13 protein-coding genes are annotated in these 14,028 nt (G+C 63.9%); 11 read left to right on the top strand and 2 right to left on the bottom strand.

Annotated elements, in window-relative coordinates:
- Window positions 1–230: 230 nt before the first annotated feature.
- Entirely contained in the window at window positions 231–1,334 is a 1,104-nt protein-coding gene (locus AC1Q61_RS08360) for an NADH:flavin oxidoreductase/NADH oxidase (protein ID WP_042924054.1), read from the bottom strand.
- Between the two features lie 195 nt (window positions 1,335–1,529).
- Between AC1Q61_RS08360 and AC1Q61_RS08355 the strand changes: the two genes are divergently transcribed.
- From AC1Q61_RS08355 to holA, 11 genes are all read left to right on the top strand, one after another.
- Window positions 1,530–2,816, top strand: coding sequence for a glutamate-5-semialdehyde dehydrogenase (locus AC1Q61_RS08355; protein WP_007731018.1), 1,287 nt, complete (start codon window positions 1,530–1,532; stop codon window positions 2,814–2,816).
- Window positions 2,817–2,856: 40 nt separating this feature from the next.
- Window positions 2,857–3,768 carry an AAA family ATPase gene (locus AC1Q61_RS08350; protein WP_003944506.1) on the top strand — a complete coding sequence of 304 codons (912 nt, stop codon included), beginning with the start codon at window positions 2,857–2,859 and terminating at the stop codon, window positions 3,766–3,768.
- An 8-nt stretch (window positions 3,769–3,776) separates the two neighbouring features.
- Window positions 3,777–5,240: a vWA domain-containing protein gene (locus AC1Q61_RS08345; RefSeq protein ID WP_007731020.1), complete on the top strand. Its 1,464-nt coding sequence runs from the start codon at window positions 3,777–3,779 to the stop codon at window positions 5,238–5,240.
- A gap of 18 nt (window positions 5,241–5,258) precedes the next feature.
- A complete protein-coding gene (nadD, locus tag AC1Q61_RS08340; protein ID WP_003944462.1) occupies window positions 5,259–5,975 on the top strand; it encodes a nicotinate-nucleotide adenylyltransferase in 717 nt (238 codons plus the stop codon).
- 46 nt (window positions 5,976–6,021) lie between these two features.
- The gene (gene rsfS, locus AC1Q61_RS08335) at window positions 6,022–6,468 is read left to right on the top strand and encodes a ribosome silencing factor (protein WP_003944502.1); all 447 of its coding nucleotides are present in this window, start codon (window positions 6,022–6,024) and stop codon (window positions 6,466–6,468) included.
- Complete coding sequence (locus tag AC1Q61_RS08330) at window positions 6,465–7,139, top strand: histidine phosphatase family protein (protein ID WP_019749053.1); 675 nt, start codon at window positions 6,465–6,467, stop codon at window positions 7,137–7,139. The genes rsfS and AC1Q61_RS08330 overlap by 4 nt, the downstream gene beginning before the upstream one ends.
- Window positions 7,126–7,908 carry a diglucosylglycerate octanoyltransferase gene (octT, locus tag AC1Q61_RS08325; protein ID WP_019749052.1) on the top strand — a complete coding sequence of 261 codons (783 nt, stop codon included), beginning with the start codon at window positions 7,126–7,128 and terminating at the stop codon, window positions 7,906–7,908. The genes AC1Q61_RS08330 and octT overlap by 14 nt, the downstream gene beginning before the upstream one ends.
- A 4-nt stretch (window positions 7,909–7,912) precedes the next feature.
- Window positions 7,913–8,755, top strand: coding sequence for a DegV family protein (locus tag AC1Q61_RS08320; RefSeq protein ID WP_003944515.1), 843 nt, complete (start codon window positions 7,913–7,915; stop codon window positions 8,753–8,755).
- Between the two features lie 81 nt (window positions 8,756–8,836).
- Complete coding sequence (locus tag AC1Q61_RS08315; RefSeq protein WP_118602579.1) at window positions 8,837–9,718, top strand: ComEA family DNA-binding protein; 882 nt, start codon at window positions 8,837–8,839, stop codon at window positions 9,716–9,718.
- Window positions 9,715–12,075: a ComEC/Rec2 family competence protein gene (locus tag AC1Q61_RS08310; RefSeq protein ID WP_007731029.1), complete on the top strand. Its 2,361-nt coding sequence runs from the start codon at window positions 9,715–9,717 to the stop codon at window positions 12,073–12,075. Before AC1Q61_RS08315 ends, AC1Q61_RS08310 begins: the two co-directional genes overlap by 4 nt.
- On the top strand, window positions 12,072–13,049 hold the full coding sequence (gene holA, locus AC1Q61_RS08305) for a DNA polymerase III subunit delta (protein WP_003944476.1): 978 nt from the start codon (window positions 12,072–12,074) through the stop codon (window positions 13,047–13,049). Before AC1Q61_RS08310 ends, holA begins: the two co-directional genes overlap by 4 nt.
- A gap of 672 nt (window positions 13,050–13,721) precedes the next feature.
- On the opposite strand, the gene rpsT is transcribed toward holA, so the two are convergent.
- On the bottom strand, window positions 13,722–13,982 hold the full coding sequence (gene rpsT / locus AC1Q61_RS08300) for a 30S ribosomal protein S20 (RefSeq protein ID WP_003944567.1): 261 nt from the start codon (window positions 13,980–13,982) through the stop codon (window positions 13,722–13,724).
- Between the last annotated feature and the right edge of the window lie 46 nt (window positions 13,983–14,028).

Raw genomic sequence — 14,028 nt, 5'->3', positions numbered from 1 at the left:
CAGCGCAATCATCGAACCGAGCGGGGCACGTACCTGATGCACGCATCTTTTCGTTGCCCACTCGCCGATGAGCCGGTCGGGAAATCGAGCGTCCGCGTGCCCTGTGGCTCGTTGCGACCCCCGTCGCACGGCTCTGGCCCGCGGCAGTGTCCGGAGCCCACAGGGCTCCGGACTACCGGCAAGTAAGACGCTTACGCTATCAAAGTTGTGCGCGGGAGCCGATTTTCGGGCTAGAAGGCGCGGGCGTACTGCGACGGGATATGCGGTCCTACCTCGGCGTTCAGTTCACGGGCCGCCCGGCGCGCCCAGTAGGGATCACGCAACAGTTCGCGGCCGAGGAGCACCGCCACTGCGCTTCCGTCTTCGACGATCTTCTCGGCCTGTTCGGGTTCGGTGATGAGGCCGACGGCGGCGGCCGGTAGCAGGCTCTCGTTCTGCAGGCGACGGGCGAACGGAACCTGGTATCCCGGCTCCACCGGAATCTTGGCCGCCGGTGAATTACCGCCGGTGGACACGTCGACGAGATCGACGCCGTAGTCGGAGAGGATGTTGGCGAGGGCAACGGTCTGATCCGCGGTCCAGCTGTCGACCTCGAGCCCACGCTCTTCCGTCAGCCAATCGGTCGCCGAGACCCGGACGAAGAGCGGTAGCTCGGCCGGCCACACCTCGCGGACTGCGCTCAGGATTTCGAGGAGCAATCGGATGCGGTTCTCGAAGCTGCCTCCGTAGCGGTCCGTTCGCTTGTTGCTCTCGGGGGAGAGGAACTGATGGATCAGGTATCCGTGGGCCGCGTGAATTTCCACGACCTTGAATTCGGCCTTCAATGCGCGGGTAGCCGCCGCTGCGAAGTCCGCGACGACCTTCTCGATGCCCTCCGTGGTGAGCTCGACCGGATCGGCAAGGTGACCGAACGGAACCGCGCTCGGGGCAACCGTCTGCCACGAGAGTCGGTCGTCGGCGGGCAGACTCTTGCCGCCGCGCCACGGAACCTGCGTCGACGCTTTGCGTCCGGCGTGGGCCAGCTGAATTCCGGGCACTGCGCCGAAGTACGCGAGTTGCGCGTTGATCTCGGCGAAGGCTTGCGCCTGCGTGTCGTTCCAGATCCCCAGATCAGCTGCCGATATGCGGCCTTCGGGATTGACGGCCGTCGCCTCGGTGAGAATCAGGCCGGTGCCGCCGATTGCACGGCTCACCAGATGCGTGCGATGCCACTCGTTGGGCACTCCGACCTGGTCGCCGATGACGTCAGCGGAGTACTGGCACATCGGTGCCATCCAGACGCGGTTCGGGATGGTGACGCCGCGCAGGGTCAAAGGCTCGAACAACACACTCACGGATGGCTCCTGACTCGAAGAAGAAGGTCGGTGGGTGTAACAGTGTCGCGCGCCGGAATTGTTCCCCGGCGGTCCGCCGAAATGTCCGCAGGCGGTCCGCCGAAATGTTCGCAGGCGGTCCGCCGGAATGGTCCCGGGTGGTCACAGCCTCGTTCCGCCGAGCAGGCCGTCACGGTGGGTGGTTAATGTGTATTCATGACCGCTGTGACTTCCAACGCAGAAACCGTCGACTCGAACGCGTCCGACACCAAGTCCGTCGTGCACGACGCCGCACGCCGAGCCCGTAAGGCTTCGCGCGTCCTGGCTCTGCTGACCACCGCGCAGAAGGATGCTGCGCTCAACGCCGCAGCCGACGCGGTACTCGCGGCAAGTGATCGGATTCTCGCGGCCAACGCTCTCGATATCGACACCGCGAAGGCGGGCGGCACCGAGGAATCGCTGCTCGACCGTCTTCGTCTGACCGCTGACCGGATCGAGGGCATCGCGTCGGGTTTGCGTCAGGTTGCCGGACTACCCGATCCGATCGGTGAAGTGCTTCGTGGATCCACTCTGCCGAACGGTTTGGAACTACGTCAGCAGCGCGTTCCGCTCGGTGTCGTCGGCATGGTCTACGAGGCTCGCCCCAATGTTACCGTCGACGCTTTCGGGCTGACTCTCAAGTCGGGAAATGCTGCGCTGCTTCGTGGTTCGTCCTCGGCAGTCAAGTCCAACGAAGCGTTGGTGGAGGCGCTACGCGCGTCGTTGGTTGCTCAGGGGCTCCCCGAGGACTCCGTTCAACTTCTGCCGAGTGCGGATCGTTCGACGGTCACGCACCTCATCCAGGCCCGCGGCCTCGTCGATGTAGTCATCCCGCGCGGCGGTGCCGGCTTGATCAGCGCCGTCGTGCGTGATGCCACCGTGCCCACCATCGAGACCGGTGTCGGTAACTGCCACGTCTATGTTCACTCGGCCGCCGATCTACTGATGGCCGAGAAGATTCTTCTCAACTCCAAAACCCGTCGGCCCAGTGTCTGCAATACAGCCGAAACCGTCCTGGTCGACGCTGCGATCGCCGAGACTGCCGTGCCGAAGCTGCTCCAAGCGCTCCAGATGCACGACGTCGTCGTGCACGGTGATCTGCCGGGACTGGTTCCCGCGACCGAGGACGACTGGTCGAAGGAATACCTCACCCTCGACGTCGCCCTCAAGGTCGTCAAGGACCTGGACGCTGCCGTCGAGCACATCGACCAGTACGGGACCGGCCACACCGAAGCCATCGTGACGTCCGATCTCTCGGCTGCCCGCGAGTTCACCGCTCGAGTCGACGCTGCGGCAGTGATGGTCAATGCGTCGACTGCCTTCACCGACGGTGAGCAGTTCGGGTTCGGCGCCGAGATCGGCATCTCCACCCAGAAACTGCACGCGCGTGGCCCCATGGGGCTACCGGAACTGACGTCCACCAAGTGGATCGTCTGGGGCGACGGGCATACCCGACCCGCCTGAAAAGTTCACCAGACTTGCCCCACCTCTCAAGGAGTTAACCGTGGACCGAGCACTTCCCGACACGACGCCGTTCTTCTCGACCGTCGACGACGTGATCGAACGGCTGGCCGAAACCGGCTATCTGTCCGACAAGGCCACCGCGACGGCAGTCTTCCTGGCCGATCGTCTGGGCAAGCCGCTGCTCATCGAGGGCCCGGCCGGTGTCGGAAAGACGGAACTCGCCCGCGCAGTCGCCCAGACCACGGGCGCAGAACTGGTGCGTCTGCAGTGCTACGAGGGCGTCGACGAGGCTCGTGCGCTGTACGAGTGGAACCACGCGAAGCAGATTCTTCGGATTCAGTCGGGCGGGGCGAGCGGAGCGAGGGGTGATGTCGCGGTCGACCACAGCTGGGATTCGACGAAGGCGGATGTGTTCTCGGAGGAGTTCCTGCTCGCTCGTCCACTGCTCAAGGCCATTCGCCGCGAGGACCCGACGGTGCTGTTGATCGACGAGACGGACAAGGCCGACGTCGAGATCGAAGGTCTGCTCCTCGAAGTGCTCAGCGACTTCGCGGTCACGATCCCCGAGCTCGGAACCATTACCGCCACCCGCAAGCCGTTCACGGTGTTGACCTCGAATGCCACTCGCGAACTCTCGGAGGCTCTGAAGCGTCGTTGCCTCTTCCTGCATCTCGACTTCCCGGACGCCGACCTCGAGCGTCGCATCCTCGCAAGCCGCGTGCCGGAGCTTCCTGAAGCGATTGCCGAGCAGCTGGTCAACACCATTCGTGTTCTTCGCGGAATGCAGCTCAAGAAGGTCCCTTCGGTATCCGAGACCATCGACTGGGGACGCACCCTTCTTGCTCTGGGCATGGACACTCTCGACGACGATGCCGTTCGCGCCACGCTCGGCGTGATCCTCAAGCACCAGTCGGACCAGGTGCGTGCCGCCGCTGAACTTCGGCTGAACTGAGGTCTGACATGGCTCCCGCAGCATCGACGTCGCCGCTCTCACCTGGCGGCCTGGCAGCGCCGCACGGGATTCCCGGTCACCTCGTCGATTTTGTCGAGGCTTTGCGACGACGCGGAATCATGGTCGGCCCGTCCGAGACAGTCGACGCCGGTCAGGTCATGTCTGTTCTCGACCTGCTCGATCGTGAAGCGCTTCGTGAAGGGCTGGCATGCTCGCTCCTGCGCAGGCCGACCCACCGGGCGACGTTCGACGCCGTCTTCGACCTGTGGTTCCCCAAGGCGATCGGTGACCGTGCGGTCGGCGACGTCGACGTCACACTGCCGCGCAAGCCAGACGGCTCGATCGACCTGCAGGCATTGCGTGAGCTGATCGCCGAACTGCTGACAGACGGCAGTGACGAGGCGATGGAGATGACCGAACTCCTGACCGCCGCGATGGTCGAGGAACTCGGGCAGTACCAGTCGAGCAACGGCCCGTCGTTCTCCGCCTATCAGGCGCTGCGTGACGTCGCCCCGGAGACGTTGCTCAACAAGATCCTGCAGGGCCTGCTCGGCAACCAGGAGGGTTCCGGGTCAGAGGGCAAGGACAACTCCGACTACCAGTCCGAGGTCGCCAAGCGCACGGCAGCGCAGCGCATCGCGGACTTCCGCAAGATGGTCGAGAAGGAAACGCGTCGACGCACAGCCGAGAATTTGGGCAAGGAGCGGGTCGCCACGTACGGCGTTCCGAAACTCGCCGAGGAAGTCGACTTCTTGCGAGCGTCCGATGCCGAACTCACCACGCTGAAGAAGAACGTCGCACCCCTGGCTCGCTTGTTGGCCAGTCGTCTCGCCGTGCGTCGTAGCCGCTCTCGCGCGGGTTCGATCGACCTACGTCGTACGTTGCGCAAGTCCATGTCGACGGGCGGAGTGCCGATCGATCTGGTGCAGCGCAAGCCGAAGCGGGCGCGGCCCGAACTTGTGGTGATGTGCGACGTGTCCGGCTCGGTGGCGGGGTTCAGCCATTTCACTCTGCTGCTCGTGAACGCTTTGCGCGAGCAGTTCTCGCGCGTGCGGGTGTTCGCGTTCATCGACACGACCGACGAGGTCACGCGGTTCTTCGACTCGAACGCAGACCTCGGATCAGCGATGTCACGGATGGTGCGTGAGGCCGAACTGATCACCTACGACGGCCACTCAGACTACGGACACGCCTTCGGAGTGTTCCAGGAGAAGTTTGCGCAGTCGATCACCAGTCGCACGTCGCTACTGGTACTCGGCGACGGTCGCAACAACTACCGCGATCCCAACCTTCAGTCGCTGTCGCAGATGGTGGCAGTAGCCAAGCACGCGCACTGGCTCAACCCCGAGCCGAAGGGGCAATGGGGAACGGGTGACTCCGCGGCGAAGGTCTACAACGAGGTCATCAGCATGCACGAGTGCCGCTCGGCCCAGCAGCTTGCCGACGTCGTGTCCCGTCTGCTGCCGGTCTGACCCGTAAGCTCGACACTCGTGCAGAAGGGACTATCGGTGGAACGTGCTCGACGCCTAGGAGTGATGGGTGGCACCTTCGACCCCATTCACCATGGCCACCTCGTTGCGGCCAGTGAGGTCGCCGACCGGTTCGGACTCGACGAAGTGATCTTCGTCCCCACCGGGCGGCCCTGGCAGAAGCAGGGGAAGGGCGTCAGTCCTGCCGAGGACCGGTACCTCATGACGGTCATCGCCACCGCCTCCAACCCGCGGTTTTCCGTCTCTCGGGTCGACGTCGACCGTGAAAAAGTGACGTACACCGTGGACACGCTGCGAGACCTCCGGGCCTACCACCCTGACGCCGAACTCTTCTTCATCACCGGTGCCGATGCGCTGGCCAGCATCCTTTCCTGGCAAGATTGGGAAGAGTTGTTCGCATTGGCGAAGTTCGTCGGGGTATCGCGACCGGGTTTCGATCTCAATGCAGAGCACCTGGCCGGTCACCTCGACACCATGCCCGCCGACGCGGTCACGTTGATAGAGATTCCGGCACTTGCCATTTCGTCGACCGAATGTCGGCGTCGGGCAAGTGAAGACCGCCCCGTCTGGTACCTGGTGCCGGACGGAGTGGTGCAGTACATCTCGAAGCGGAACCTGTATCGACCTGTCGACGCGGAGCGCCGCGACGGAGCTACAACGATGTCGGAGCCCGCACCGGGGAAGTCGGAAGCCGTCCCGGGCGCCGAATCGAGCTAGCCGAGCACAACAAGTACTTTCTGAAGACGAAACTGGAGAACATCGAGTGAGCGCAAACACCGAAGCCATCGACATGGCACGCATCGCGGCCTTGGCAGCCGACGAGAAGCTGGCCACCGAAGTGGTGGTGCTCGATGTGTCCGAACAGCTGGTCATCACGGACTGCTTCGTCATCGCATCTGCGACGAACGAGCGTCAGGTCAACTCGATTGTCGAGAACATCGAAGACCGTCTCCGCGAAGCGGGACACAAGCCGGTCCGCCGTGAAGGCACCCGCGAGGGCCGCTGGGCACTGCTCGACTACGCCGACATCGTCGTCCACGTCCAGCATGACGAGGAGCGCAACTTCTACGCTCTCGATCGTCTGTGGAAGGACTGCCCGACGGTCGAGGTCGAAGGCCTCGGACAGAACCGTCCCGGCCCCGCCGACGCCAACACGGTGTTCGAGACCGACACGGTTTCCGAGCCGGACGCGCAGGATCCCTCGCTGTGACTTCGTCGGCGCCCAGTGCGGCGTCGAACCCTGTCCGCCGGCTCATCCTGCTGCGTCACGGACAGACCGAATACAACGCCGACTCTCGGATGCAGGGGCAACTCGACACCGACCTGTCGGAGTTGGGACGCACGCAGGCCAAGAGTGCAGGTCCGGTGATCGCCGATCGCAGGCCGTTGACGATCGTGTCCTCGGATCTGCGTCGGGCGTACTTCACGGCCGTCGCAGTCGGTGATGCCGCCGGACTTCCGGTCCTCACCGACACGCGTCTGCGTGAGACACACCTGGGGGAATGGCAGGGCCTGACTCATCATGACGTCGACGAGCGCACTCCCGGTGTGCGATCTGCGTGGCGAGCGGATGCCACGTTGGCGCCGCCCGGCGGCGAAAGCCGAATCGACGTCGCGAATCGCAGCCTCCCCGTAGTTCACGAATTGCTCGACACGCACCCGGACTGGGCCGAGCGGCCCGTGGTTCTGGTGGCGCACGGAGGCTTGATCGCGGCACTGACAGCGGCATTGCTCGACCTACCCGTCGATCGCTGGGCCGTCCTCGGCGGATTGGGAAACACCAGTTGGGTGCAACTCAGTGGACATGGTGACGTCAAGTCGATCGAGTGGCGACTCGACGTATGGAATGCTTCTGCGAGTGTCGCAAATGACGTCCTCTGAAAGTGCCGACGGGCAGCGCCCCGTCCTCCTCGTACTCGCGGATTCGCTGTCGTATTTCGGCCCCAAAGGCGGCCTCGCGGCAGATCATCCACGCATCTGGCCCAACATCGTGGCCGACGAACTCGGCTGGGACGTCGAGTTGGTCGCCCGTATCGGATGGACGTGTCGCGACGCGTGGTGGGCACTGACTCAGGATCCTCGTGTGTGGGCGGCGGTGCCGCGGGCCGGCGCCGTCGTGTTCGCGGTCGGCGGGATGGACTCGCTGCCGTCCCCATTGCCTACCGCGCTCCGCGAGACCATCCGCTACGTTCGGCCACCCGCGCTTCGACGCGTGGTGCGCGAGGGTTATCAATGGCTGCAGCCGCGGCTTGCACCTCTGGGCCGCCCGGTCGCACTTCCGCCCAAGCTGAGCGTCGAGTATCTGGAAAGCTCGCGAAATGCGTTGGAGTACATGCGGCCGGAACTGCCGATGATCGCGACCCTGCCGTCAGTGCACCGCAGCGATGCCTACGCGAGCGTGCACGCCGGCCGGCCTGCCGCGGTGTCCGCGATCACCGAGTGGGCTACGGAGAAAGACGTTCCCGTAGTCGATCTCGCGGATGCAGTGCGTGACAACGTCTTTTCCGAGAACGGCAACCCCGACGGTATTCACTGGGGTTGGGACGGTCATGTCGGTGTAGCCCGCGCGATGATCGCTGCGATTCGCGGGGTGGAGTCGAAGAAAGTGGTTTCGCCGCAACTGGTATCACCGCCGAGCGAAGTCGGGTAGCAGAATGCCGGTCGTCGTCGTCACGGATTCCTCCGCCTGCATCCCGCAGGAGTCGGCCGACGCATGTGGGATTCAGGTGGTTCCGCTCCATGTGCTCCGTGACGGCTGCGACTTGCGTGAGGGTGTCGACGCAATGCCGAGCGACCTGTCAGGAGTGACAACGGCCGGAGCGTCGCCCGCCGAGTTGTCCGAAGCGTATGCACGCGCCCTGGACATGAGCGACGGTGACGGCGTTCTCGCCGTGCACATTTCACGGCAACTCTCGGGAACGTGGGAAGCCGGACGAGTCGCAGCCCAGGAATTCGGTGGCGCCGTCCGGATCGTCGATTCACAGTCCGCCGGTATGGGTTTGGGCTATCCGGCTCTCGAAGCTGCACGCTTGGCCGAGAAGGGCGCTTCACTCGAAGAGGCGTACGGCCGGGCGGTCGACGTAGCGAGCCGTGGGCGCTGCTACATCGTCGTCGACAAACTTGATCAATTGCGTAGGGGCGGACGAATCGGAACCGCGGCCGCACTGCTGGGCACTGCATTGGCGATGAAACCGATTCTGCATCTGGTGGACGGCAAGCTCGTGCTCGGCGAGAAGACACGTACCACCACCAAAGCTCTTGCAAGGTTGGTGGATTCGGCAGTCGAACGCGCCGGTCTCGGTCGTGTGGCGATAGCCGTGCATCACATGCGCGCGCGAGAGCGTGCGGACGGGATAGCCGAACAGTTGGCCGAGCGCATTCCCGATGTAGCGGAATCCGTCGTCACCGACTTCAGTGCGGTTATCGGAGCGCACGTCGGTGTCGGCGCGATCGGTGTTGTGGTGTGCCCGTTGCCGGAGATCGACACGAGCGCCTGATCGCTTCTCCACAATCCGCGAGTTCTCCACAGATACAAATTGTTCGTCGTTGGCGGCGAGGTCTCTCGTTAGCGTCCAGTCATGAGGATCAGCGAGGAGCGCGAGCGGGCGCGTGATCGCCTCGCGGCGATGGACGGCAACTACCGGCGGCGACACGAGGACGTCGACGAATTCGAGGATTCAGGGTCTTTCGAGAGGTCCCCCGAGTGGCTTCGGGACTTCGACGAGGACGACTACGACGCTCAGCCCGACTCGTCACGGTTCGACCGATTGCCCGAACATTGGCACGGTACACGTTGGCGCCCGAGTCGGTCGGCGACCTGGGTGTTGGCGATCGTTGCAGTTCTGGCTACGGCAATCGGCTTGTTCGCCGTGTGGTGGGATTCTCCGAGCCTGCAGGCGGTCCCACCGTTGCCCTCGCCCCAGAATGTCACGGAGAAGAATGTGACTGCCGGCGATTGTGAATCAGCCAGTCCTGTACCGACCGGCGTCGTGGCAGAGCAGCCGCCCGAGGCTGTGGTGGTCAGTGTCGTCGGGCTCGTGCGCACGCCTGGGCTTGTCAATCTTCATTCGGGCTCGCGCATCGCCGACGCGCTTGCTGCGGCAGGTGGCGTGCTCGACGGAGCGGAGACGGTGGGCCTGAATCTGGCTCAGAAACTTGTCGACGGCGATCAGATCGTGGTTGGTGCGGCCGATCAGTCCGGTGGTGTTTCTTCGAGTACCACTGCAGGAGGGACCAGCCCCGCAGCTACAGGGGAATCCGGCGGGGCTGGGCTGGTGAACCTCAATACCGCCACCGAGGCCGAACTGGACGAGCTTCCCGGGGTAGGGCCGGTAACGGCTGCGGCGATCATCTCCTGGCGCACATCCAACGGAAAATTCACGGACATAGAACAATTGGGGGAAGTCGACGGGATCGGCCCGGCAAGGTTGGCCAAATTGCGAGTGCTGGTGTCGGTGTGAACGAACCGGAAGCCTCGCCGGTCCTCGACGCTCGACTGCTTCTGTCGGCGGTCGCGGTGTGGGGGAGCAGTGCGGTGGGGATCCTGTTCGGCCCGGTCGCCGCGTGGGTACTGGCGGTGGCGTGTGCGGTTCCAGCGGCACTCCTCACTTACGTGGTTGTGCGCCGGACATCAGCGGGGTGGGTACGAATCATGTTGGTTGCATTGCTGTTCGGTGCCGGGTGTAGTGCCGTCGGCGGGTGGCGGGCGTCCGAGGCGGAGAGGCACCCACTGACCCGAGCCTCTCTCGAGGGAGCTTGGGTGAGTGTCGAAGTGGAACCCTCGGAGGATCCGCACGCGGTCTCCGGCGCGGTGGGTCAAGGTCAGGTCGTCTTCAGGGCAACCGTCAATTCGGTGACTGCCCAGAACCGCAGGTACTCCGGAGGCGGCTTGGTCACCATCCGGGCGCCCAGTTCGTCGTGGCTCGAAGTTGTTCCAGGGCAGAGCCTCACGGTTCGTGGCCGGGCGAGTCAGCCATGGCGTAGCGATTCCACGCTCGCCGTGATCACGTCCGAAGGGCCTCCCGTCGCGGTGGGAGAAGTGCCCTGGTATCAGCGATGGGCAAGTGTGGTGCGCATTCGTTTCGCGGCTGCGTGCTCGGCTGCACTCCCGCCGGATCAGGCGGGTCTGCTGCCTGGCCTCGTCGTCGGAGACACGTCGGCGCTGTCGCCGGTGGTGAAGGACAACTTCACCGTTGCCGGACTTTCCCATCTCACCGCGGTGTCCGGCGCCAACATCAGCATTCTGCTCGGGGCCGTTCTGCTGTTGGTCAGAGCCGCGGCGCTCAGTCCACGGGTCGGCGCCGCTTTGGCGGTGGTAGCCCTCGTTGCCTTTGTTGTCGTCGCGAGGCCGTCGCCGAGTGTTCTACGCGCGTCGGTGATGGGCTTGGTAGGCCTGCTCAGTCTGGTCACTGGTCGGCGCAAACAGGCGCTGCCTGCGCTTGCCGCCGCCGTCATCGTTCTGGTAGTCGTGAGGCCCGAGCTGGCCGTCGACTGGGGATTTGCGCTGTCGACTACTGCGACGGGCGCGCTGGTGATCATTGCTCCGGTGTGGGTGGACGTGCTTCGCCGAAGAGGCTGGCCCCGTTGGTTTTCGGAGATGACAGCTGTCTCGGGTGCTGCGTTTGTCGTGACTGCACCGTTGGTGGGCGCCATGGCGGGAACCTTCAGCGTGGTCACGATTGCCGCGAACATGGCGGTGGCGCCGGTGATCGGAATCATCACGGTGTTCGGTGCGGTGATTGCCTTGTGTGCGCTGATCTGTCCACCGATCGCGGTGTTCGTCGCGCCATTGGTGCGGCCGCCGATGGGGTGGCTGCTGTGCGTGTCCGAGCGGGCGGCGGCGCTTCCCGGAGCGTCGGTGGTAGTGCCGTCAGGACTCATCGGTGCCCTCGTCGTCGTGGGAGTCCTACTGGCGACGACCCTGACGCTGTGGAATCGGATTTCGAGATGGGTGCTCGGCGTTCTCGTTCTGGGAGTTGTTCTGGCCCTGATCTTTCAGCACGTGTTCGGGGGTGGCCGTATTGCTCCGGGGTGGGCACTGGTGATGTGCGACGTCGGCCAGGGGGACGGTCTTGTGCTCTCGACTGGAGACGGCAGGGTGATCGTGATCGATGTCGGTCCTGATCCCACGTCGATGGATCGTTGCCTGAACATGTTGGACGTCAACGACATCGCGTTGCTGATGATCAGTCATTTTCATGCCGATCACATCGGTGGATTGGAAGCAGTCCTGAGTGGGCGTTCGGTCGCTGCGGTCGGAGTCGGGTCGATGTTGTTGCCGGAGTCAGGTTTTCGAGCGGTGAAGGATGCCGCCGACTCGCAGGCCGTTCCGGTTGTCTCGTTGCTCGCAGGTATGGAGTTGACGCTGGGATCGGTGAACGTGGAGGTTCTCGGTCCGTTGCTTCCGGCTCCCCGCGATGCGGGGGACGGCGCGGACGCCGCGAACGATCAGTCGCTGGTGGTGATGGCGCACACGGGCGCGGGTCGAATTCTGTTGACGGGCGACGCCGAAGTTGCGGGGGAGGAGGCGATCCTCCGATCGGGAGCGGACGTGAAGGCCGATGTGTTGAAGCTGCCCCATCACGGTTCTCGGACCACGTCGTCGGCATTTCTGGAAGCGGTGCGTCCGAGGTTGACGATGATCAGCGTCGGCGTCGGCAACAGTTTCGGGCACCCGAATGCGGAGGTTCTCGATGAACTGGATTCATTGGGCGGGGCGGTGGTTCGGACCGACGTCGACGGCACCGTCGCTGTGTACGGCGGGGGCGGCGGGTCTGTGTCGATCGTGTCGGTTCCTCGTGGGACCATCTTCGGGTGAGTAATCCGTCTGGAGTCGATCCGCTGCATCTTGTTCTCGGGGACGACGAGTTCCTGATCGACCGCACGGTATCGCAGCTCATCAGAGCCGTCCGCGGTGACCGCGGCCAGGGTATTTCGGATCTCCCGGTGACCAAGATGCGTGCGGGCGACACCAATGCTCCCGAGTTGGCCGAGTTGCTCAGCCCTTCTCTTTTTGCCGAAGACCGTGTGATCGTCCTGGAATCGGCTGCAGAAGCAGGCAAAGATGCCGTAGCGCTTGTCCTGGAGGCTGCACGCGAGCCGGCAGAAGGTGTGGTTCTGATCGTCGTGCACTCGGGCGGCGGTCGCGCGAAAGCGTTGGCTCCGGCCCTCGAGAAGCTCGGCGCGACGGTTCACAACTGCGGAAAACTGAACAAGAGTCAGCTTGTCGACTTCGTCCGGGGTGAGTTCCGGACCGCAGACGTGAGGGTTGCGCCAGATGCGATCGCCGCGATGATCGAAAGCGTCGGCTCCAACCTCCGCGAACTCGCGTCGGCCTGCTCGCAATTGGCGGCAGATACGGGCGGCAAGATCGACGTCGATGCGGTCCACAAGTATTACTCGGGCAAGGCCGAGGTTTCCGGATTCGACGTGGCCGACAAAGTCATCGTCGGCGATACCCGGGGTGCGCTCGAGGCGCTCCGATGGGCAGATCAGATCGGAACAGCCCATGTTCTGCTCGCGGATGCCCTCGCCGACGCAGTCCACACCATCGCGAAGGTCGGCCCGTTTGCACGGGGCGGTGACCCGTTCCGGTTGGCGTCGGATCTCGGAATGCCGCCGTGGAAGGTCAAGAAGGCGATCAAGGAGGTCGGCGGCTGGGATCCCACGTCGATCGGCGCTGCGATGCAGATCGTCGCCGCCCTCAATGCCGACGTGAAGGGTGCCGCAGTCGACTCGTCCTTCGCCCTGGAGATGGCAGTGCGGAAAGTGTGCGCGTTGCGGAAGAACTGAGTACAACGTGGCCTACTGCGCGTCCGGCCAGAAGTAGTCCGACGACAGTGGCGGCCGTGGCCTCACCCGCCCGGTAGTCGAGGCGTTTCACGCAGGCTTGCTCCAACTGAGTATGCGGAATGGCCCGATGCCGTGTCGTTGGTTCACCTGTTCTGATGTCGGTCACCCGTAGTGAGTCGTGCGACACCGGATTCACCACACTGCCGCAGACAATGGTTTCTTGGCCGATGCTGTCCACCGGCACCTTCACGGTGGTGAGTAGCGCTCGTCCAACGGCGAGAAACGCCAGAATCGCAACGAGTGAACACATCACGCCGAAGAAGATCCGGAATTCGCTACGTTGCCTGCGCTTAAACCATCCGTAGCTTGCGGCACCTCCGACGACTGCAACCGTCAATGATTCCCACCAACGAGGGATTCCCAGGGCGGCCACTACGCCGAAAGCGACGACCGCCCAGAAGACAGTCGTGAACAACCAGCTGCGAGGGCGCTTCCCGTGCCCGTTGATCGCCATCATCAGATGGTTGCAGCCCGCTCCACATATTCGCTGCAAGACATGGATGGCGGGTCTTCGCACTGACCCGATTGAATACGCAAAATAGCCGCCTGGTCTTTCGACCTGGCGGCTATCGAGACGAACCAGTGTGACGGCGAACCGTCACAGTGGAAACGTCAGAGCTTGTTGGCAGCCTGCGAGAGTGCAGACTTCTTGTTGGCAGCCTGGTTGGCGTGAATGACGCCCTTGCTGGCTGCCTTGTCGAGCTTGCGGCTGGTGGAGACGAGGAGCTCGTTGGCCTTGTCCTTGTCACCGGCTGCCGCAGCCTCGCGGAATGAACGGATCGCGGTACGCAGCGAGGACTTCACCGACTGGTTACGGAGTCGGGCCGCCTCGTTGGTACGGATTCGCTTCACCTGGGACTTGATGTTGGCCACGCGTAAAATCCTTGTCGTCTTTAGCTGGTTACGGTCGAGAAAGCTG

It is taken from the genome of Rhodococcus sp. MPR-R1B (assembly GCF_058793255.1).
This window is presented reverse-complemented; position numbering and strand designations above follow the sequence as displayed.